The sequence below is a fragment of the Streptomyces sp. NPDC001889 genome (genome assembly GCF_053594535.1).
Window position 1 is genome coordinate 79310 of record NZ_JBSFER010000012.1, and the last position, 19406, is coordinate 98715.

Genomic DNA, 19406 nt, shown 5'->3' on the forward strand with positions numbered 1-19406 from the left:
CGAGGCCCCAGAGTCACACGGCGCGCGGCGCGCGGACAAGAGTCGCCCGCGCTGTCCGAGTGCGGAGTTGATCATTGGTAATTCGGGCCGCGTCCCCATGCCGCGTCCAAATGGTGTTCTTCCGCAGTTGGACGACGCGCCCGGCGGGTACTCCCGGGCGGAATGGGGTGACGGCCGGCGGGAGAACCCGCGTCAGGCGGGGTGGCCTTCGAGCGGGAGCATCAGATGGACGGGGAGGTCGGTCCGCCGGTGCACCCGGAGCTTGCGGTAGACGCGGGTGAGGTGCTGTTCCACCGTGCTCATCGTGATGTGCAGGTGCTGGGCGATCTGGCGGTTGGTGTAGCCGCTGGCCGCGAGGCCGGCGACGCGCCGCTCGGAGACGCTCAGCCCGGCGAGCGGCCCCTCGCCGCCGTCCCGCTCGGGCGGTTCGGGCAGTTCGGCGGGGAGCAGCAGGGGCCGCGCCTCCTCGGCGGGCTCGACACCGCACTCCGCCGCGAGCTGCCGGGCCCGCTGTTCCATGGCCCGGGCCGGGCCCTCCTGGCCCCGGGCGCGGCAGACGTCGCCGAGGTCCGCGAGGGCGCGGGCCAGCTCCAGCCGGTCGCCCGCCCGCTCCAGCAGCCGCACCGCCGTTCCCAGCGCCTTGGCGCGGGCGGGCGCGTCGCAGGCGGCGGCGAGCACCCGCAGCGATATTCCCCGGGTTCTGAACTGGCCCGGGCGGATGCGTTTCAGCTGTTCCGACACGAGCCGCCCGGCGGCTTCCCGCTCGCCCAGCGCGATATGGGCGCGGGCGAGATCACTGCGCCAGGGAACGAATGCGGGGGTGTCGAATCCCCAGCGGATCATCAGTTCGCCGCATGCCTGGAATTCCGCGAGTGCGGCCTGCGGTCGGTCTATCATCAAATAATAGTTTCCCCGGGCCTGGAGATAGGGGAGACAGACCGGAGTGTGGAACATCGCGTCCGGAACCGGAATGTCGAGGCACTGTTCCGCCTCGTCGTGCCGCCCCCGCGCGATGAGCGCGGAGAGCAGCACGGAGACCGGAAAGCCGAGGGCGACACCCCACCCCTGGGACGGAATCAGGGTGAGCGCCTCGTGGGTGGCCTTCTCGGCGCTCTCCAGCTCCCCGCGCCGCAGATGGACGGCGGCACGGAGCGCGAGGAAGAGGGCGTTGCCCAGCGGGGGGCCCTGTGCGGCGGCGGGGCCGAGCCGCTCGCAGGCGCTCTCCGCGCGATCGGGCTCGTCGGAGTGGACCAGGGCGGCGACGGCGGCGAGCGCCGCCATGGAGCCGGGCGCCCGGCCGGGGTGCCGCAGAATGCGCTCGGCGCGTACGAGGGTGTCCTGCCCGGGGTCGGCGGCGGGGCCGGGAGCGGGGCCGGGGCCGGCCGGTTCGGCACCGGGCGGTTCGGCGCGGGCAGGCTCGGCACCGGGCGGTTCGGCGCGGGCCTGGGCGCGGAAGGACGTCAGCAGGGCGGCGGTCTCGTGGGAGCGCGGCGGCGCGGACGGGAAGGGGGCGGCGGGGGCGCCCTCGCACGGGACGGAGGGAGAGCCCCCGCACGGGGCGGAGGCGGCGGGGGCCGCCGGGGCGCGGTCGAGGCCCGGGTAGCCGAAGGGGAGCCACCACAGGGGAGCCGGGGGGCCGGGGCGCCCCGCCGGACGGTCCATCAGACCGAGCGCCTCGTCGACGCGGCCGAGCCAGAGCAGCCAGGAGACCGGCAGGGCGGCGCGGGCCGCCGGCAGCGCTCCGTCCCGTACGGCGAGCACCAGTTCGGGGAGGCGGCGCGCGGCGACCGCCGGATCGAGCTGCCACTCCGCTTCGGTGAGGTCGAGCAGGACGGCGGGCCGCTGCTCCTCGTCCGCGCACTCCTGGAGGGCGAGCCGGAGCAGCGGGATCGCCCGCTGCCGGTCCCCGCCCGACCGCGCCTGCCGGGCCGCGTCCCGGAGCGCGGCGACCGCCCAGGGCGCGTCCGCCCGGTCGGCGGCGAGCAGCCGGTGCGCCACGGCGGGCGCGGGCGCGCCCAGGCCGTGCAGCACCTGCGCCACCCGGACGTACAGCGCGGTACGGGCCTCGGGCCGCATCCCGCCGAGGACGGCGGCCGGGACGGCCGGGTGGCGGAACCCCCCGGGGCCGAGCAGTCCGGTGGCCCGCAGCGCCTCCCGGGCCGGGCCCACCGACTCGGCGTCGTACTGCGCCAGTTCGCCCAGCGCCGCGTCGGACACATCCTCCCCGAGGACCGCCATGGCCTGCGCGAGCGCGGTGGACTCCGAGTGGAAGAGACAGGTGAGGACGGCCTGCCGGAAGGATTCGCCGAAGACGGGCACGGCGCGGGGCGCGGGCCCGGCGCCGAGGGTGTCCTCGATCAGCGCGTGCGCGAGGAGGGGGTTGCCTCCGCTGGCCGTGTGGCACTCGGCGGCCAGCCGCTCCACGGCCGGGGGCGCGAAGTGCCCGGCCAGCAGGGCGGCCGTGCCCTGTTCCGTCAGCGGTCCGACGCGCAGCCGCCGGGCGCCGGGCCTGCGGAGCAGTTCGGCGTGGACCAGGGGGTGCGGCCGGGAGGCGCGCACTGCCTGGGTCAGCACCAGCAGCACCCGCGCGCCGCCCGGCCGCCGCACCAGGTGGAGCAGCAGATGCAGCGAGGACGCGTCCGCGTGGTGGATGTCGTCCACCCCGATGACCAGGGGGGCGCCGCCCGCCGCGGTGAGCAGGATCTCGCCGAGGGCGCCGAGGACGCGGGCGGGGACCTGGAGGGCCGCGCCCGGTTCGGTTCCGGCCGGGGTCACGGTGGTGTGCGCGGTGGCCGGTTCGGCACCCGGGCCGCCGTGGGTGCCGGCGGCGCGCGCGCCCTCCCGCAGCAGCCGGTCGGCCCGCGCGATCCGGCGGGCCGTCAGGGCCGGTGCCTGGAAGAGCTGGCCGACCGCGCCGAGTGGAAGATCGCGCTCCACCCGGGAGGCCGAGGCGGTGAGGAAGACCCCGCCGGACGCGGTGACACGGGCCCCGAAGGCGTCGAGCAGAGTGGTCTTGCCGGTGGCGGCGGCCCCCTCGACCAGCACCACCCGGCCCGGGGGCCGCTCGTCGGCGAGTGCCTCCTCCAGTATCCGGAGTTGCTCGGTCCGCTCCACCACGCTCATGCCAGGCATGTCCCCCGCCCCCCCAAGCAGCCGCCCTCCTGCCTGCGCGTGCCCGCCGAGCCGCCGAGCCGCCGGGCAGACGGCGCCACGGCCGGCGCGGGGCCGGACAGGGAGCCGCTCCTGCTGACTCTCGCACCGACGGGCCGTCAGGACAAACGTCTGTTTGTGGCCTGTTTCGAGCATGAACAGAGCCTCGGCGAGCGGCCCGAGGGGCGCGCGACAGGCGCGCGCGCCGGTGCGGAGGGCCCGCGCGGACCACCCGTACCGCGCACCGCACAGCCCCTCCACAGCCGTTCCACATCTGCCTCACAGCGCATCACCAGCCAGAACAGCCCACTGGGGCCACGCCGGGTCCCCACCGAACCCGGATGGCGCGGTGACCTTCCTGTGACGGCGCCCATGGTCTACTCCTCACGCACGGCTCCACCGCCGTCACGGTAAGTCCAGTCGACGTCGTGACCAGAGGAAATACGTCATCCGTTGGGGATACGTCTATGCAACTGATCGAGCGGGAACGGGAGCTGGCGACGCTGCGCGGGCTCCTCACCGGAAGTCTGGGCGGGCAGGGGGGCGTTGCGCTCATCAGCGGAGCGGTGGCCTCCGGCAAGACCGCGCTGCTGCGCTCCCTCTCGGCGGACGCCGAGGCGTCCGGGGCGCTCCTCCTCCGCGTCACGGCGGTCGCGGCGGAGCGCCGCACCCCGCTGAGCGTCGCGCACGCCCTGCTGCGCGCGCTCCCCGGACACACCGGACGGCCGCTCGCGCCCGCGCGGGCCGGGGAGCCGTCCCCCGACACCCTGCGCGGGTTCTCCGCCGCGCTGCTCGCCGGGTCCGCGCGCACCCCGCTGGTCATCGGCGTCGACGACACGCACCACGCGGACCCCGCGTCCCTGCGCTGTCTGCTCCACCTCGCCCACCGATTACGGTCCGCCCGGATTCTGCTGGTCCTCACCGAGCGCGACGGGGGCTGGCCCGACGATCCGCTGCTGCACGCCGAGTTGCGGAGCCGGCCGCACTGCGTCCGGATCGGTCTCGGCCCGCTGTCGCGCGCCGGGCAGACCCAGCTGCTCACCGAACGGCTCGGCGCCGCGAAGGGGCTCCGTCTCGCCGCCGCCTGCCACAGCCTCACCGGGGGGAATCCCCTGCTGGTACGGGCCCTGCTGGCCGATCACCGACGGCTCGGCCCGACCGTGGGGCCCGCTTTCACCCAGGCGTGGACGGAGTGTCTGCACCGGGGGGAGCCGGGGCTCCACGAGGTCGCCGGGGCGCTGGCGGTCCTGCCCGACGCGGCCCCGGCGGGGCTGGTGGGGCGGCTGCTCGGCCGGGACACGGCGCGGGTGGCGCATCTCGTCGCCACCATGGACGCGGCGGGGCTCCTGGACGCCGGGCGCTTCCGCCACCCGGTGCTGCGCACCGCCCTGCTCGACGCCATGCCCGCGCGGGGGCGGGCCGCGCTCCACACCCGCACCGCCCGGCTGCTCCACGACCACGGCCACGCCGCACTGAGCGTCGCGGAGCACCTGATCGCGGCCTCCAGAGCCGGGACGGCGGACCCGGGGCAGGGGGCGCCCTGGGCGGTCGCCGTGCTCCAGGAGGCGGCGGGGCGGGCCTGGGCCGAGGGGGAGCGGCAGCTGGCGCTGGTGTGTCTGGGCACGGCGCACGGGATCTGCCCCGAGGGGCCGGAGCGGGTGCGGGTGGTGGGGGCGCTCGCGCGGGCGCGGTGGCGCACCGATCCGGTGACGGTGCTGCCGCTGCTGCCGGAGTTGTGCGGTGCGGCGCGCGAGGGGGGGCTGGACGGGCGGGGTGCCGCGGGGCTCCTCGGCGCCCTGCTGTGGTTCGGCCGCACCCGGGAGGCCTCCCGCCTCCTCGCCCTCCCGGCCCCTCCGCCCTGGCACGCGGCCACCCTCCTGGCAGCCTGCGCCTACCCCGAACTGCTCCCCCCTCCACCCCCTGAGCAAGCCCCTCCCCCACCGCCCCCCCGCACCACGGGACCCCGCACAGTGCGGGCCACGGTCGGGGACCAGCCCCCGAACCCCCGCGCCTCAAACGCCGGCGAGGCTGAATATGCCCAGCCCCTCGAAACGGCTGGGCCTGCTCAAGTCCCGGAAGCCGCCGGGCATGCCCGGATCACCGCAGAGGCCAAGGCTGCCCAGCCCACCGGAGAGCCGGGCACCCACCCCCCGGCAAACCCGAACACCCCAGCCGGTCCGCCACTTGAGAACGAACCCCGAGCCAACCCAGCCCGTCCGGCGATTGAGGACGGACCCCGCACCACGGGACCCCGCACAGTGCGGGCCACGGTCGGGGACCAGCCCCCGAACCCCCGCGCCTCAAACGCCGGCGAGGCTGGAAATGCCCAGCCCGCCTGGGGGCACCTCCCAGAGGCAGCTCTGGGGGAGATCGAGGACGGACCCCGCACCACAGAACCCCGCACCACAGAACCCCGCACCACAGAACCCCGCACCCGGCGGACCCCCGGGTGGCTGGGTGCCGTGGACGCGCTCTCCGGGGCCCTCACCGGCACCCCGGGCAACCACACCCTCACCCACGCCCGCCAAGTCCTCCACCAGACCCGCCCCGGCGATTCCACCCACCCCCACGTCCTCGCCGCCCTCGCCGCCCTCGTCTACGACGACCACCCCGCCGAGGCCGCCCGCTGGTGCGACCCCCTCCTCGCGGAGGCCGCGACCCGCGACGACGCCGTCGGCCACGCCCTCCTCACCGCCATCCGCGCCGTGACCGCCCTCCGGCTGGGCGACCCGGCCGCCGCCGGCGCGCACGCCCGCGCCGCCCTCGCCCGGATCTCCCCGGCGAGCTGGGGCGCCGCCATCGGCCTCCCGCTCTCGGCGGCCGTACTCGCCGCCACCGCGACGGGCCGGTACGACGAGGCCGCCCACCACCTCTCCCACCCGGTTCCCCGCGCCGGCTTCGACACCCCCTGCGGCGTCCACTATCTCCAGGCCCGGGGCAGGCTGCGGCTCGCCTCCGGCCGCCCCCGCGACGCCCTGCGCGACTTCCTCGCCTGCGGGGAGGCGATGGAGGGGTGGGGGTTCACCGCCCCCGGCCTCGTCCCCTGGCGCGGCGACGCGGCCGAAGCCCTCCTCGCGCTCGGCGAGCGCCCCCGCGCCGCCACCCTGATCGGCGAGCAGCTCGCCCTGCTGCGCCCCGGCCCCTCCCGGACCCGGGGTCTCTCCCTGCGCGTCCAGGCGCTGACGGCCGCCCGGCCGGACCGGCCCGCGCTGCTGAGGGAGTCGGCCGCCGTCCTCGAAACCTGCGGCGACCGGTACGAACTGATGCTGACGCTCTCCGAACTGAGCCACGCCCAGCACGCCCTGGGCTCCCACGACGACGCCTTCGCCTCGGCCCGCGCCGCCCACCGCCTCGCCCGGCGCTACGGCCTGGGCACCCCGAGGACCGCACCCACCGACACCACCAGCACCAGCACCAGCACCGACACCACCGACGGCAGCACCCCCCGGTTACCGGGCATCCAGGAACAGCGCCGGGACCGGTCCGGCGAACTGACCGAGGCCGAGCGGAGGGTGGCCGCGCTCGCCGCCCACGGCCACACCAACCGCCAGATCGCCGAGACCCTGCTCGTCACGGTCGGCACGGTGGAGCAGCACCTGACCCGGGTCTACCGCAAGCTCCGGGTGAACCGCCGGGCCGAGCTGCGGCCCCGGCTGCGGATCTCCCCGGTCTAGCCCGAGCGGGCGGCAGCACGTGCACCCCCTGCTCACCCCTGTCGCCGGGCGACCGGCGATCACGCGGGGATCTCGGGCCGCCCCGGGCCCCAGGCCCCGGGCCCCAGGCCCCGGGCCCCAGGCCCATCACCGGAAACGGACCACAACCCTTCGGCCCGCCGCGTGATCTCCGAGACTGTCCCGTCCGCCCGAACGATCCCCGAGGTCCCCCGATGAACCCCCGCAGTGCCCCCCGTGCCCTGGCCCTCCTCGCCGCCATCGCGGTGACCGGCTCCCTCACCGCCCCGGCCGCCTCCGCCGACCCCACCCCGAAAGCCCCGAAGCCCGCGACCTCACCGCACGACGACTTCAACGGCGACGGCCACCAGGACCTCGTCGTCGCCGCACCCCGGGCAACCGTCGACGGCAGGGCCGGAGCCGGCTACGTCTCCGTCCTCTACGGCTCCGCCAGCGGCCCCCGGGTTTCGAGCAAGCAGATCCTCCAGCAGGGCACCGGCGGAGTGCCGGGCGCACCGGGGGCGGACCACCGCTTCGGAACGTCCCTCGCCGCCGCCGACCTCGACCGGGACGGCTACGCGGACCTGGCCGTCAGCGCCGAGGGCCAGGGCCCGCCCGGCGACCCGGACGCCGCCGGCGGACTCTCGGTGATCTGGGGCAGCCCCGCGGGCCTCGGGCGCGGCACCACCCCGGCCACCTCCCTGAAGGGCTTCACCACCAGAGCCCTGGTGACCGGGGACTTCGACGGCGACGGCCACCAGGATCTGGTGTCGGCCGGCGTGGGCGCCGGTCTCACGGTGCGCCACGGACCCCTGCTGCGGGACGGCACCCCCGCCCGCACGGCACAGGTCGACGGCGAGGACTGGAACGTGGAGGAGCTGGTGGAGCTGGTGACCGGCGATCTCAACGGCGACGGCGCCACCGACATCGTCGGACTGGACCGGGACCCCGGCGCGGAGGGCGAGTACGCCTTCACCCCGCTCCAGTGGATGGGCTCGCCCACCGGCCTCGGCCCGATCCGGCGCAACGCCCTCGGAAACCAGCACGGCGACTCGATCGACGTCGGGGACACGGACAAGGACGGCTACGAGGATGTCGTCATCGGCTACGCGCACTGGATGACCAACCACCAGCCGGCGGCCCACGGCGGCGTGGTCGTCACCATCCCCGGCTCGGCGACCGGACCGGACGTCTCCCGGAAGCGGACCCTCTTCCAGGACAGCCCCGGCGTCCCCGGCACCGCCGAGACGGACGACATGTTCGGCGCGGACGTCTCCGTCGGCGACATCGACGGGGACGGCTACGAGGACATCGCGGTCGGGGTCCCGGGCGAGGGCCTCGGCACCGTCGCGCACGCGGGGGCGGTGGTCACCCTGCCCGGCTCCGCGACCGGCCCCACCGGCACCGGCGCGAAGACCGTCACCCAGAACACCCCCGGCGTCCCCGGCACCGCCGAGGCGGGCGACGGCTTCGGCTCCGTGGTCAAACTCATCGACGGAAACGACGGAAACGGCGGGACCGGCGGAAACGGCGGGACCGGCGGGAGTACGGCCGTCCGCAAGGACCTCGCCGCGAGCGCCGTCAACGAGAACAACGGGGCCGGCTCGGTCTGGTGGCTCCCCGCCACCGCCTCCGGCCTCACCCCCGCCGGCTCCTTCGTCTACGGCCCCGGAGCCCTCGGCACCACCGCCGCCAAGGGCTTCTTCGGCGAGAAGTACACCTCCTGATCACCCCTGCCGCTGGGCGAGCGGGCGGCCCGGCACGGCCGCCCGCCGCCGCCCGCACCGGCGCGCGCGCCACACCACCGCCCCCCACAGCAGCAGCGGCAGCACCGCGCTCTGCGCGGCGACCACGAGCCAGAACCCGCCTGCCCCGCCGCCGCCCTCCGCCGCGCCGTACAACGGCCCGCCGAGAAGGGCCGCGGCGAAGGCGCCGAGGCCGGCCGCGAGGCGCTGACGGCCGAAGACGGTCGCGGCGGGGGCCCGGGAGCGGGCCAAAGCCTCCAGATCGTTCCGGAGGAAGAGCACGGTCTCCGCGAGCCCCAGCGTGAGCGCGCCCACCGCGATCCCGAGGGGGCCGCCGGTGGCGACGGCCGTCATCCCGGCGGCCATCGCACCGAACCCGAGCCAGAGGGTCCGCCCGTAGCCGAGCCCGGCGATCCGGTCGGCGAGCAGCGGCTGCGCGGTGACGAGCAGCAGCGAGTACGCCATGAGGAGCGCGCCGTAGTAGGCGGCGGAGGTGCGCGGCACGGCGAAGAGCGCGATGTAGTGCTGGAAGAACATGAAGACATAGACGGAGAGCAGGGTGTAAGCGAACGGCGGCAGCCGGACCCCGGCCGTCGGGCGCGGGGGCTCCGGGGCCGCGGACGGCACCGGCTCCGCCGGCTTGTCCTCCGCGTGCGGCAGCACCGCGTGGGCGAGCCCCACCACCGCGAACACCGCCGCGACGACGGTGAACAGCAGGGCGGGCGAGGTCAGCACGAAGGGCGCGGCGGCGGGCGGCCCCAGCGCCATCCCGGCGTTGAAGGCCGAGCCGCTCGCCGCCAGCAGCCGGGGCCGCTGCTCCGGTGCGCACCCGGCCACCAGATACGCCTTGTTGGCGGGGAGGTAGAGCGCGGCCCCGGCCGAGACCAGGAAGAGCGCCACCACCGCGAGCCAGGGCCGCTGGAGCCCCGGGACGAAGCAGCAGAACCCGGCGGTACGGATCGCCAGCGCCACGAGCATCGTGGCGCGCAGCCCGATCCGCCGGGCCACGGCCGCGCCGACGACCCCGCCGCTGAACTGGACCAGCGAGGCCACGGCGAGCACCGCGCCGACGACGCCCAGCCCGAGCCCCCACCGCTGGTGCAGCAGCACGGACATGAAGGGGAGCACGGCGAAGCTGCCGAGGGTGATGAGGAACGAGGCTCCCAGCAGCAGGAGTTGGGGCCAGGAGAGCCGGGTCATGGACCGTCGGCCGTCTTCATCACCGGAGTCACGGAGGTGGCCGCGCTCCACGCGCGGTGCTGGGCGAGTTCGGCGGTGGCGGCGTGCGCGAGGACCATGCCGGTGCAGCCTCGCTGGTCGCCGAGTTCGGTCACGGAGTCGCCGGGGGCGCGCACCGGATACCACTCGGGCCCGCCGGGGAAGCCGCCGAGGGAGCCGAGCCCCCGCCACTCCTCCAGCACCCCGGGCCGGTCGGGGTAGACGAGGACGAAGGCGACGGCCGGTCCCGCGGTGCCGCCGTCCGGGGCGTCCAGGAGGGCGGGGCGGCGGCCGAGGGCCGTCTCGATCAGCGCCTCGTACACATTGGTCCCCAGGGACCGGCAGAGCGCCTCGCCGACGAGCGCGCCGCCGATCCTGCGGTTGATCTCGACCAGTTCGGGTCCGCCGGCGGTGAGCACGAACTCGACGTGGGCGAAGCCCTGATCGTGCCCGGCCGCCGCGAGGACCCGCGCCACCCAGCGGGCGATCCGCTCGTGGTCGGCGGGCGGCAGCGCGACGGGGAAGGCCGCGCCCTCCTCGCGCACGGCGGGGGTACGGGAGGTCTGGCGGCTGGAGACGCCGAGGAGCCGGGTCTCGCCCGCCCAGCTCAGGGTCTCCGCGCTGTAGAGGGGCCCGGCGAGGAACGGCTCCGCGAACAGGTGGCCCTTGAGGGGGAGTTCGGCGGCCTCGGCGAGCGCGGCGCGCAGGGCGGGCTCGTCGTGGACGATCCACACGCCCCGGGAGGAGGTCCCGGCCGAGTCCTTCAGCACGGCGGGCAGCCCGACGGCCTCGCGGACCCGGGCGGCGGCGTCCGGCCGGGAGGCGTCGACGGGGACGGCGGTGTGCCCGCTGACCCCGGCGCGGTGCAGGGCCCGGCGCACGGCGGCCTTGTCCCGCAGCCGCCGCACGTCCTCGGGGGCGGGCCCGGGCAGGCCGTACGCGGCGGCGAGTTCGGCGCCCGGGACGGACCAGGTGTCGGTGGTGTTGATCAGTCCGGCGAGGCCGGGGAGCCCGTCGAGGGCGCGCCGCACGGCGGCCGTGTCCATGGTGTCGACATCGACGACATCGAGGGCGGCGCCGGCGGGGAGCGCGGCCAGCTCGTGCCGGTAGACGGCGCGGTCGCCGGTGAGCAGGGCGAGCCGGTGCCCGGCGGCGGCTGCCGCCCCGGCGGTCCTGGCGAGCCCGAAGGAGAGCGATTCCAGCGAGGCGATGGTCATGATCACAGGCTCCCATCGGCGCGGCCGTGCCCGGCGGGCACGGCGCTGCCGGTGCCGCCGGACGGCCGGCCGGGCGCCCCCACCACGGCCTGCACCCGGACGCCGGGGCTCCCCGCCCGGCCGCCGGGCTCCTCCACCCGCGCGCCGGGCGGCGCGGCCCTCCCGGCCCACTCCATCACCGCCCACGGCGGGCGCAGCTCCCCCAGCGAGCCGATCCGCTCCGGCCGCAGCCCGCCCGGGTCCTGGGCCTCCGCGTGCCGGGCGAAGACCCGCTCCGTGTAGCGGTGTCCGGTGTCGGCGCCGAGCACCAGATAGGTGGTTCCGGTCCCGGCGTCCTGCCCGGCACTCCGCCCGGCCGCGCTCCCGGCGGTCCTTCCGCCGCCCCGCCCCGACTCGTTCCCGGCCTCCCAGCGGGCGACCAGATGGGCGGCGCCCGTGGAGAGCCCGGCGAAGACGGCGTGGCGGCGCAGCAGTTCCACCGCGCCGGCCATGGCGTGCCGGAAGTCCAGCCAGTGCAGGGTGTCGTACAGCTCGTGGCGGACGTTCCCGAAGGGGATGGAGCTGCCGATCCCGGCGATGATGGCCTCCGGGTCGTTGAACCCCTCGCTGCCGAAGGTGACGCTCCCGAAGGGCTGCACCCCCACCAGCCGCACCCTGCGCCCCGTACCGCGCAGGGCCTCGGTGAGCCCCCCGGTGGAGGAGCCGGTGCCGACGGCGCCGACGACGGTCAGCGGGCCGGGCGGCAGGGCGGCGGCGGCGAGGTCGGCGAACTCGCGGTAGCCGGCGTAGTGCACGCCGTCGTGGTACTGCCGCATCCAGTGGAAGTCGGGCCGGGCCTCCAGCAGGGCGCGGACATGCCGCACCCGGCGCTCCTGGTCGAGGAGGAGGCTCTGCGAGGGCGGCATCTGGTCGACGGTCGCGCCGAGGACTTCGAGCTGGGCGCGCATGGTGGCGTCGACGGTGGTGGAGGCGACGATGTGGCAGCGCAGCCCGTAGCGGTGGCAGGCCATGGCGAGCGCGAGGGCGTAGATCCCGCTGGAGCTGTCGACGAGGGTCTGTCCGGGGACGACCCGTCCGCTCTCCAGCAGGGTGCGCACGGCCCCCAGGGCCGCGTACACCTTCATGGTCTCGAACCGGGCGAGGACGACGGAGCCGGAGAGCCGGACGAAGGCCGGGTCCTTGAGGGCGTCCGTGATGTGGTCGTGGATGGGGACGGCGGCGGTCATGGCGGAACGGGTCTCCTCGGGGCCGGGACGGAGTGTGTTCATGACGCCCGCCCTCGGACGACGAGCCGGCGCGCGTGCTGGTCGTAGGGGCCGCCGTCGAAGTCGCCGAAACACTCCACCCCGGTGAACCCGGCCTCCAGGAAGAGATCGTGGAGTTCGGCGGCGCTGTAGAGGAAGGAGTGGATGGAGGCCGTGCGGGCGGTGTCGCCGCGCACATGGGTCCAGTCGGTGCGCAGCCGGCGCCAGCTGTCGAGGATGGTGTCGCGCTGGACGATGTACGAGCCGTCCGGCAGGTCGACGGCCTGGGGGCGGCCGATCCAGCCGGCGATCACCTCCTTGCCCATGACGTCGACGAGCAGCTGTCCGCCGGGGGCGAGGCTGCGCCGGGCGTTCCGCAGCACCTGGAGGTTGTCGGCGGCGTCGGCGAAGTACCCGAAGGAGGTGAAGACATTGAGGATCACGTCGTAGGCGCCGGGCGCGGTGTATTCGAGCATGTCGGCCCGGACGAGTTCGACGGCGGCCCCGGCCTTCTCGCAGGTCTCCCGGGCGCGCTCCAGCATGGCGGGGCTGAGGTCCACGCCGGTGACGCGGTGGCCGCGCTCCGCGAGCGGCACGAGGAACAGGCCGGGCCCGCAGCAGAGGTCGAGCACGCGGGAGCCCGGCGGGAAGCCGAGGAGCCGGGAGTCGCGGACGAGGGCCGCCACGGTGTCGGCGCGGTCCCCGGAGAACATGACGGGCGCGAAGTCGACCCAGAGCCCGTCGTCGGCGTACCACGGCTGCTCGCCGCCGCCCGGACCGACACTGCCGCCGCCCCCGCCGGCACTGCCGCCTCCGCCGCCATCGCCGTTCCGCGCACCGCTCGTCACATCGGCCTCCTCTTCGTGTCCGTCCGGCTCTTCGCCTGTGTCGTGCACCGACCCTTCCCGAAGTAGTCGCGTGGTCACGGCATGGAGTTCCCCCGTGTTGTGGGCGTGCCCCCTCGCCGAACGCCGACAGCAATGCAGAATGTCCGCAGTGTCCCTTTTCGGAGCGCGGGAAATGAGCGCCAGCCTGGTCGGGAGTCCGTATGCCGGTGCCGCCGTCCCCCGGCCCCACGCCGTCCCCCGGCGCCGCGCCGCCCGTGCCCAGGGGCACCCTGCGGCGGATCGGGGAGTGGTGCGCCCGGCACGCGGTCGTCGTCATCATGCTCTGGCTCGCCGCGCTGGCCGGGCTCCAGGTGCTGCACCACACCCACGCCGGTGAGTACTCCGACGACTTCTCCCTCCCCGGGACCCAGTCGCAGCGCGGACTCGACACGGTCAGGGAGCACGACCCGTCCGTCGACGGCTACAGCTCCCAGATCGTGCTGCACGACCCCGACCGGCCGCTCACCGACGCCGGCTCCGGGATCGCGGGCGCCACCGACGCCATCGAGCATCTCCCCTATGTGCTGTCCGCGCAGAACCCGCTGACGGTGACCAGCGCCCCGGCCGTCGGCCCGCTCTCCGCCGACGGGAGGACCGCGTACATCACCGTCCACTTCGCCCGGCCGCCGTCCGAACTCGGCGAGGAGTACCTCCACGGGGTGGACTCGGCCGTCACCCCGCTGCGGGACTCGGGCGTCGAGGTCGAGTACGGCGGCGCGCTCGGCGAACTCGCCCGCCCGTCGGCGGACGACCGCACCAGCGAGATCATCGGGTTCGCGGTCGCGATCGTCGTCCTGCTCATCGGATTCGGCAGTGTGGTGGCCGCCGTGCTGCCCCTGCTCACCGCGCTGATCTGCGTGATCTGCGGGCTGGCGCTGCTGGGGCTGCTCGCCGCCGCGTTCACCTTCGCCACCGTCTCCCCGACGCTCGCCACGATGATCGGCCTCGGCGTCGGCATCGACTACGCCCTCTTCCTGGTCACCCGGCACCGCCAGAACCTGATGAACGGCGAGGACCCCGCCACCGCGGCCGGGAAGGCCAACGCGACCAGCGGGCACGCGGTGCTGCTCTCCGGCTGCACGGTGATCATCGCGCTGTCGGGGCTCTGGGTCTCCGGGATCGGCTTCATCGGGAAGCTGGGCCTGGCCGCCGCCGTCACCGTGGTCACGGCGGTGGCCGGCGCGCTCACCCTCGTGCCGGCGCTGCTCGGGCTGATCGGCCGGCACATCGACCGGCTGCGGGTGCGCGCCCCGGTCGCCGAGGCCGACACGGACCCGGAGCGGGCGGCGCACGGCGGCTGGCACCGGTACGCGCTGCGGGTGGAGCGCCGGCCGTGGCGGTATCTGATCAGCGGGGTCGCCGTCCTCGCCGTCCTCGCGTTCCCCGTCTTCTTCATCCAGCTCGGGCACATCGACGACGGCGCCGATCCCCGGTCCTTCACCGACCGGCGCGCCTTCGATCTGATGTCGACGGCGTTCGGCCCCGGGTCCAACGGCCCGCTGACGCTGGTCGTGGACCAGACCGCCGTACCGCAACAGGACCGCGCGGCACTGGCGTCCCAGGCGCGGCAGGCGCTCGGGGACGTCCCGAACGCGGCCGTCATCACCCCGCTGAACCCCACCCCCGGCGGCGATCTGCTCCTCGGCACGGCCTACTCCGTCGCCTCCCCCCAGGACGAGCGCACCACCGCCCTGGTCAACCATCTGATCGACGACTCCCTCCCGGCCGCCGTCTCCGGCACGGCGGCCCGCGCCTATGTCACCGGCACGACCGCCGCCCAGGTCGACTTCCTCGACATCGTCTCCCAGCGGCTGCCCGTGATGATCGCCGTCGTGGTCGGGCTCGCCTTCCTGGTGATCCTCACCGTCTTCCGGGGACTGCTCGTGGCCGTGAAGGCCGCCGTCCTCAATGTGCTCTCGATCGCGGCCTCGTACGGGGTGGTGGTCGCCGTCTTCCAGTGGGGGTGGGGCGGCCCGGCGCTGGGGGTGAACGGGGAGGTGCCCATCGAGAGCTATGTGCCGATGATGATGTTCGCCATCGTCTTCGGCCTCAGCATGGACTACGAGATCTTCCTGCTCTCCCGCATCCACGAGGCCTGGCTGCGCACCGGCGACCCGAAGGCGAGCGTGGCGCACGCCCTGGAGATCACCGCCCGGGTCATCACCTGTGCGGCGCTCATCATGGTGAGCGTCTTCGCGGCGTTCGTGCTCAGCGACAACATCGTGGTGAAGATGCTGGGCCTCGGTCTGGCGGCCAGCGTCCTGATCGACGCGACCGTGGTCCGCCTGCTGCTGGTCCCCGCGGTGATGACCCTGCTGGGCCGGCGCGCCTGGTGGACCCCGCGCCGGCTGGACCGGGTGATGCCCCACCTGGAGGCGGAGGGCCACCCGGAGGAACCGCCCCGGACCCGGTGACCATCCCGCCCGGGCCTGCCGCGTGCCCGGGCGGCGGATCGGAGGATGTCCCGCTGATGAGCCGTACCAGCGGCGGGAGATGATCGGTCCGGCGCCGAGCGTCCCTCGGATCACCGGCTGTCCGGCGGGCGGCGGCGGCGGGCGGCGGGCGGCCACGGAGCGGAAGAAGTGCAGTATGTCGCGGGAGAACACCCCGCGCGCCTCGCTCGCGTCCGGCGAGTCGCGCCCCAGCTCACCCACCACATCGCACGAGACCTCCGAGAGGCCCAGAGCCATGAGCGCACCCATACGGTGGCAGAAGTCCTCCTCCGGCGGCGGAGGAGAGAACTGCGTCGAGATCGCCCGCCACGAGGGCAGCATCCTCCTCCGCGAGAGCGACACCCCCGGCACCGTCATCACCACCGACCGGGCCAAGCTCGCCGCCTTCATCCAAGGCGTCAAGGCGGGCGAGTTCGACCACTTCCTCGACTAGGGAGCTTCTTTCGGATCGGGCCGGACCGGTGAGCGGGGTCCGGTGCCGTGGATCGCGAGGCGGAGGAGGGAGCCCACGCGGAGCGCCGGCGACCGACGACAGCGCGGCGGGGCGCGGTGCCGGGGCTCGCGAGCCCGGCACGATCCGAAAGAGACGACCCAGATCCTCCCGGTCCGGCCATGGATGTCCACCCGGTGGGGCGTGAGGGGCTGCCTGCGTGGAGCCCACCGGAGCCGTGCCGGCGCCCCGGGGGAGCGACGTCGCGCCCGAGGTGACACCGGGGCCGGGCCGGCGTCCGGCCCCACGGCAGGGCCCTGGACCCCGGTCACGGGCCGCTGCTGACCGGGCCGCCGGGCAGGACCACGGGCATCGCCGAACCCACCCCTGGCGGACACGCCGACCCGTACACCGCTCCGGCCGCGCCCCCGACGCAGGATGGGGCGCGTGACCGAACCCGACACCTTCCCGGCCCTCTGTGGGCACACCCACCTCTTCCCGGGCGCCCGCTGCCGTGTCCAGGGGCTCCCGGACCCGCGCGCCTTCGCGGCGGAGCCGTGGCCCATCGAGGTGGACCTGCGCTTCTCGGACGGCGTGCTCACGGAGGCGGAGCTGCGCACCGGGGGTCCGGCGGGCCCGGTGCTCGCCGTCCCGGCCCACACCACCGGCGCGGGCACCCCCATCGGCGGACGCATCTGGCTGATCCGGGAGTTCACCACGGCGGGGGACGAGGTCGAGCTGACGATCGGCGGCCGGGAGCAGGTCCGAACACCGTCCACGGGCGGGCCTCCGGCCGCATAATGCAGCCGTGAAGAGCGACCACGTGGTCTTCGACCGAGGACAGCCCATCGAGCATCGCATCGGCCGGCTCGTGACGCTGTGGACCGGCGACGGCCGCGGACCGGACCATCTGGTCACCGGGCGGGCGTTCCACGCCGTGTACTGCCGGCACCTCAGGCACGGGACCGATCACGGCATCGCGTGGGCGGAGTACGTCACCGCCGCGTACGACGCCATCGGGGGCGACGAGGGGTGGAACGTCATGCTGCGCGCGCGGGACGTCTGCGAGAGCTGCGGGGACACCTACCGGCTGGAGAACATCGGGCTGTGCACCGGGTGCATGGAGTACACCTGCTACTCCTGCCGGGGGCACGGGTCCTGCGCGGGGGAGATCGTCTGACGGGGCGGACGCGCCGGGCCCCGATTGTCAGTGATGGTCGCTAGCGTTTCCTCCGGATGGGGAAGGGCCGCGGAGGCCCGGGACCCGCCGTATCCCAGGACTCCGGAAGGGCACCGCCATGCGCACGTTCAAGCTCCAGCTCCAGACCACCGTCGACGGCTTCATGGCGGGGCCGAACGGCGAGATGGACTGGCTGACGTTCCCGTGGACCGACGACATCGCGGCGCACATCGGCGCGCTCACGGAGCCGGTGGACTGCATCGTGCTGGGGCGGAAGCTGGCCGAGGGGTTCATCCCGACCTGGGCGGCGGGGCCGGAGGGGGAGCCCCGGGAGGCCGTCGACAAGATGAACAACACGCCCAAGGTCGTGATCTCCCGGAGCCTCACCGAGTCGCCCTGGGAGAACACCGCGGTGGCCGGCGGGGACCTCGCCGAGACGGTGCGCCGGCTCAAGGAGCAGCCGGGCGGGGACATCATCACCTACGGAGGGGCGACCCTGGTCCCCGAGCTGATCGCGCGGGGCCTCCTCGACGAACTGCACCTGTTCGTCAACCCGACGGCGATCGGCGCCGGGCTGCCGGTGTTCGGCGACACGGGCGGGCTCCAGCGGTTCCGCCTGGTCGAGGCCCGGCAGTTCGACTGCGGGATCACCGGACTGCACTTCGAGCCGAAGCGCCCCTGACCGCGGTGCCTACCGGTGCGTCCGCTGCCACACCGGCTCCTCGCTCCGCAGCTCGTCGCGGTGCTTGCGCACCCAGCTGAAGAACTCCTCCGGGGACTCCTCTATCGAGGCGACGAGAACCAGGTGCAGACAGAGGGCCTCATGGGCGATCTCGTAGTCGCAGGCCGCGCACACCCACCACTCGGCCCGGCCGGGCTTGAGCTTCTCCTCGCACCGGGGACAGGACGGGTTGAGCGCGGGCTCCGATGTGCCGCACGGATAGCAGATCCACCAGCCGTCCTGTGTCTGCGTCATCGTCTGGCCGCACTTGGTGCAGGTCTTCATATGCCGCTCCTCTCGGGGCCAGTCTGGCAGCGGACGGGACTCCCCCAGGGCCGGGGTCCCTTCAGACTCTGTACTCCTCGTGCGGAATCCCTCGCTCCCACACCGCCTCGAAGGCGGAGGCGCACAGTGCCGTCACGCCGGGGTCGTCCGTCCGATCGGTGTGCGTCCATCTCCCCTCCCCGTCGGAGATGTTGAACTGCGCGAGGCGGCCGTCGAAGAGCCAGAAGTCATTGCCCGGCAGCGCCAGATCCGACGCGAGCCGCCGGGGAAGCCGGCGGATCTGTTCACCCGCGGCGGCGTTGGTGAAGCTCCCGGAGTGCTCGAAGGCGATGTACTGACTGACCGGCTCGGAGACCACCCGGGCCCGCCGGATGACAACAGGGACATCCTCGGCCCAGTCTCCCGCTCTCACGTCCGGCGCCGGGCGCCGCACGGCCGGAAGAACCCTCGCCGAGGGCACCCCCACGCCCCACCCGGGAGTGGGAGCGCCCCGCGCGGGAGCCGGCCGGCCCGTTCTCCTCGTACACCCCATGGCCGCCGTGCCGCCGGTCGCCGGAAACGGGCCGCTCCGCCCAGGGACCTGGTCCTCCGGCCCGACGCACTCGCTCACCCCGCCCCCTAGCCTCCTCCCATGACCACCGACACCACGGCGGAGCCCGCCCCCCGCACCCCCCGGCAGCGCAAGCGCGAGGCGTTGGAGCGGCTGGAGCGGGACATCGACGTGTGGGTCGCCACCGCCGACGAGGGCGGAGAACCCTGTCTGGTGCCGCTGACGTTCTGGTGGGACGGGGGCGGGGTGTGGCTGGCCACCCGGGAGACCCATCCGACCGGGCGGAACCTCGGCGCGTCGGGGCGGGTCCGGCTCTCCTTCGGGCACACGCGGGACGTGGTCCTGGTGCACGGCAGCGCCCGCAGGGTGCCGCGTGAGGAGCTTCCGGACGGGGTGGGGGACGCCTTCGCCGCGAAGGATGGCTGGGACCCGCGCCGGGACCACCCCTCGTATGTGTTCTTCCGCGTCACCCCGCTGCTCCTCCAGGCGTGGGGGACCGTCGCCGAGAACGCGGAGCGGACCCTGATGCGCGACGGTGAGTGGCTGGTCTGAGCCGGGGGTGCCGGCGCGGGCGGTTCCGCCGTACGGGTGGGCGGGGTGCGGGAACACGGCGGGCGGCGGTTCGGCGCGGCGGCCCGGTGGGGCGGCTCCCCGA

Annotated in this window: 15 protein-coding genes; 8 read left to right on the forward strand and 7 right to left on the reverse strand. The window is 75.0% G+C overall.

Translation table 11 applies throughout. From position 1 onward, the window contains the following. Positions 1 to 192: 192 nt before the first annotated feature. Positions 193 to 3132, reverse strand: a complete 2940-nt coding sequence (locus tag ACWCRA_RS15550; protein ID WP_451067829.1) for an AAA family ATPase — start codon at positions 3130 to 3132, stop codon at positions 193 to 195. A 485-nt stretch (positions 3133 to 3617) separates the two neighbouring features. On the opposite strand from ACWCRA_RS15550, the gene ACWCRA_RS15555 reads away from it, so the two are divergent. Both ACWCRA_RS15555 and ACWCRA_RS15560 read left to right on the forward strand, forming a co-directional pair. Then, positions 3618 to 6824: an AAA family ATPase gene (locus ACWCRA_RS15555; protein WP_451067830.1), complete on the forward strand. Its 3207-nt coding sequence runs from the start codon at positions 3618 to 3620 to the stop codon at positions 6822 to 6824. Positions 6825 to 7036: 212 nt separating this feature from the next. After that, positions 7037 to 8548: an FG-GAP and VCBS repeat-containing protein gene (locus tag ACWCRA_RS15560; RefSeq protein WP_451067831.1), complete on the forward strand. Its 1512-nt coding sequence runs from the start codon at positions 7037 to 7039 to the stop codon at positions 8546 to 8548. Here ACWCRA_RS15560 and ACWCRA_RS15565 read toward each other — a convergent pair whose 3' ends face one another. Genes ACWCRA_RS15565 through ACWCRA_RS15580 form a run of 4 tightly spaced genes read right to left on the reverse strand, consistent with a single transcriptional unit; the run spans position 8549 to position 12958 of the window. Next, positions 8549 to 9766: an MFS transporter gene (locus tag ACWCRA_RS15565; protein ID WP_451067832.1), complete on the reverse strand. Its 1218-nt coding sequence runs from the start codon at positions 9764 to 9766 to the stop codon at positions 8549 to 8551. After that, entirely contained in the window at positions 9763 to 11001 is a 1239-nt protein-coding gene (locus tag ACWCRA_RS15570; RefSeq protein WP_351556323.1) for an ATP-grasp domain-containing protein, read from the reverse strand. Before ACWCRA_RS15570 ends, ACWCRA_RS15565 begins: the two co-directional genes overlap by 4 nt. A gap of 2 nt (positions 11002 to 11003) precedes the next feature. Beyond that, complete coding sequence (locus tag ACWCRA_RS15575; protein WP_451067833.1) at positions 11004 to 12269, reverse strand: pyridoxal-phosphate dependent enzyme; 1266 nt, start codon at positions 12267 to 12269, stop codon at positions 11004 to 11006. Then, positions 12266 to 12958 (reverse strand): class I SAM-dependent methyltransferase, encoded by a 693-nt coding sequence (locus tag ACWCRA_RS15580; protein ID WP_351556434.1) that lies wholly within the window; start codon positions 12956 to 12958, stop codon positions 12266 to 12268. Before ACWCRA_RS15580 ends, ACWCRA_RS15575 begins: the two co-directional genes overlap by 4 nt. Positions 12959 to 13293: 335 nt before the next feature. On the opposite strand from ACWCRA_RS15580, the gene ACWCRA_RS15585 reads away from it, so the two are divergent. The 5 genes from ACWCRA_RS15585 (at position 13294) to ACWCRA_RS15605 (ending at position 17877) form a co-directional block, all read left to right on the forward strand. Beyond that, positions 13294 to 15546, forward strand: a complete 2253-nt coding sequence (locus ACWCRA_RS15585) for an MMPL family transporter (RefSeq protein ID WP_351556328.1) — start codon at positions 13294 to 13296, stop codon at positions 15544 to 15546. A gap of 274 nt (positions 15547 to 15820) precedes the next feature. Further along, positions 15821 to 16018 carry a DUF397 domain-containing protein gene (locus ACWCRA_RS15590; RefSeq protein WP_351556334.1) on the forward strand — a complete coding sequence of 66 codons (198 nt, stop codon included), beginning with the start codon at positions 15821 to 15823 and terminating at the stop codon, positions 16016 to 16018. A gap of 435 nt (positions 16019 to 16453) precedes the next feature. After that, the gene (locus ACWCRA_RS15595) at positions 16454 to 16816 is read left to right on the forward strand and encodes a hypothetical protein (RefSeq protein ID WP_451067834.1); all 363 of its coding nucleotides are present in this window, start codon (positions 16454 to 16456) and stop codon (positions 16814 to 16816) included. A 7-nt stretch (positions 16817 to 16823) separates the two neighbouring features. Further along, on the forward strand, positions 16824 to 17195 hold the full coding sequence (locus tag ACWCRA_RS15600) for a hypothetical protein (RefSeq protein WP_451067835.1): 372 nt from the start codon (positions 16824 to 16826) through the stop codon (positions 17193 to 17195). Between the two features lie 118 nt (positions 17196 to 17313). Further along, positions 17314 to 17877 carry a dihydrofolate reductase family protein gene (locus ACWCRA_RS15605; protein ID WP_351556343.1) on the forward strand — a complete coding sequence of 188 codons (564 nt, stop codon included), beginning with the start codon at positions 17314 to 17316 and terminating at the stop codon, positions 17875 to 17877. 9 nt (positions 17878 to 17886) lie between these two features. Here ACWCRA_RS15605 and ACWCRA_RS15610 read toward each other — a convergent pair whose 3' ends face one another. Then, positions 17887 to 18201, reverse strand: a complete 315-nt coding sequence (locus ACWCRA_RS15610) for a hypothetical protein (RefSeq protein ID WP_351556346.1) — start codon at positions 18199 to 18201, stop codon at positions 17887 to 17889. 61 nt (positions 18202 to 18262) lie between these two features. Next, positions 18263 to 18613, reverse strand: a complete 351-nt coding sequence (locus tag ACWCRA_RS15615; RefSeq protein WP_351556349.1) for a DUF6879 family protein — start codon at positions 18611 to 18613, stop codon at positions 18263 to 18265. A gap of 219 nt (positions 18614 to 18832) precedes the next feature. On the opposite strand from ACWCRA_RS15615, the gene ACWCRA_RS15620 reads away from it, so the two are divergent. Continuing rightward, on the forward strand, positions 18833 to 19303 hold the full coding sequence (locus tag ACWCRA_RS15620) for a pyridoxamine 5'-phosphate oxidase family protein (RefSeq protein WP_351556352.1): 471 nt from the start codon (positions 18833 to 18835) through the stop codon (positions 19301 to 19303). Positions 19304 to 19406: the final 103 nt, after the last annotated feature.

What these genes read in the sequence shown, in the direction of transcription:
- ACWCRA_RS15550 (WP_451067829.1), bottom strand. Translation starts at nt 3,132, where the DNA reads ATGCCTGGCATGAGCGTGGTGGAGCGGACCGAGCAACTCCGGATACTG.
- ACWCRA_RS15555 (WP_451067830.1), top strand. Translation starts at nt 3,618, where the DNA reads ATGCAACTGATCGAGCGGGAACGGGAGCTGGCGACGCTGCGCGGGCTC.
- ACWCRA_RS15560 (WP_451067831.1), top strand. Translation starts at nt 7,037, where the DNA reads ATGAACCCCCGCAGTGCCCCCCGTGCCCTGGCCCTCCTCGCCGCCATC.
- ACWCRA_RS15565 (WP_451067832.1), bottom strand. Translation starts at nt 9,766, where the DNA reads ATGACCCGGCTCTCCTGGCCCCAACTCCTGCTGCTGGGAGCCTCGTTC.
- ACWCRA_RS15570 (WP_351556323.1), bottom strand. Translation starts at nt 11,001, where the DNA reads ATGACCATCGCCTCGCTGGAATCGCTCTCCTTCGGGCTCGCCAGGACC.
- ACWCRA_RS15575 (WP_451067833.1), bottom strand. Translation starts at nt 12,269, where the DNA reads ATGAACACACTCCGTCCCGGCCCCGAGGAGACCCGTTCCGCCATGACC.
- ACWCRA_RS15580 (WP_351556434.1), bottom strand. Translation starts at nt 12,958, where the DNA reads ATGTTCTCCGGGGACCGCGCCGACACCGTGGCGGCCCTCGTCCGCGAC.
- ACWCRA_RS15585 (WP_351556328.1), top strand. Translation starts at nt 13,294, where the DNA reads ATGCCGGTGCCGCCGTCCCCCGGCCCCACGCCGTCCCCCGGCGCCGCG.
- ACWCRA_RS15590 (WP_351556334.1), top strand. Translation starts at nt 15,821, where the DNA reads ATGAGCGCACCCATACGGTGGCAGAAGTCCTCCTCCGGCGGCGGAGGA.
- ACWCRA_RS15595 (WP_451067834.1), top strand. Translation starts at nt 16,454, where the DNA reads ATGGGGCGCGTGACCGAACCCGACACCTTCCCGGCCCTCTGTGGGCAC.
- ACWCRA_RS15605 (WP_351556343.1), top strand. Translation starts at nt 17,314, where the DNA reads ATGCGCACGTTCAAGCTCCAGCTCCAGACCACCGTCGACGGCTTCATG.
- ACWCRA_RS15610 (WP_351556346.1), bottom strand. Translation starts at nt 18,201, where the DNA reads ATGAAGACCTGCACCAAGTGCGGCCAGACGATGACGCAGACACAGGAC.
- ACWCRA_RS15620 (WP_351556352.1), top strand. Translation starts at nt 18,833, where the DNA reads ATGACCACCGACACCACGGCGGAGCCCGCCCCCCGCACCCCCCGGCAG.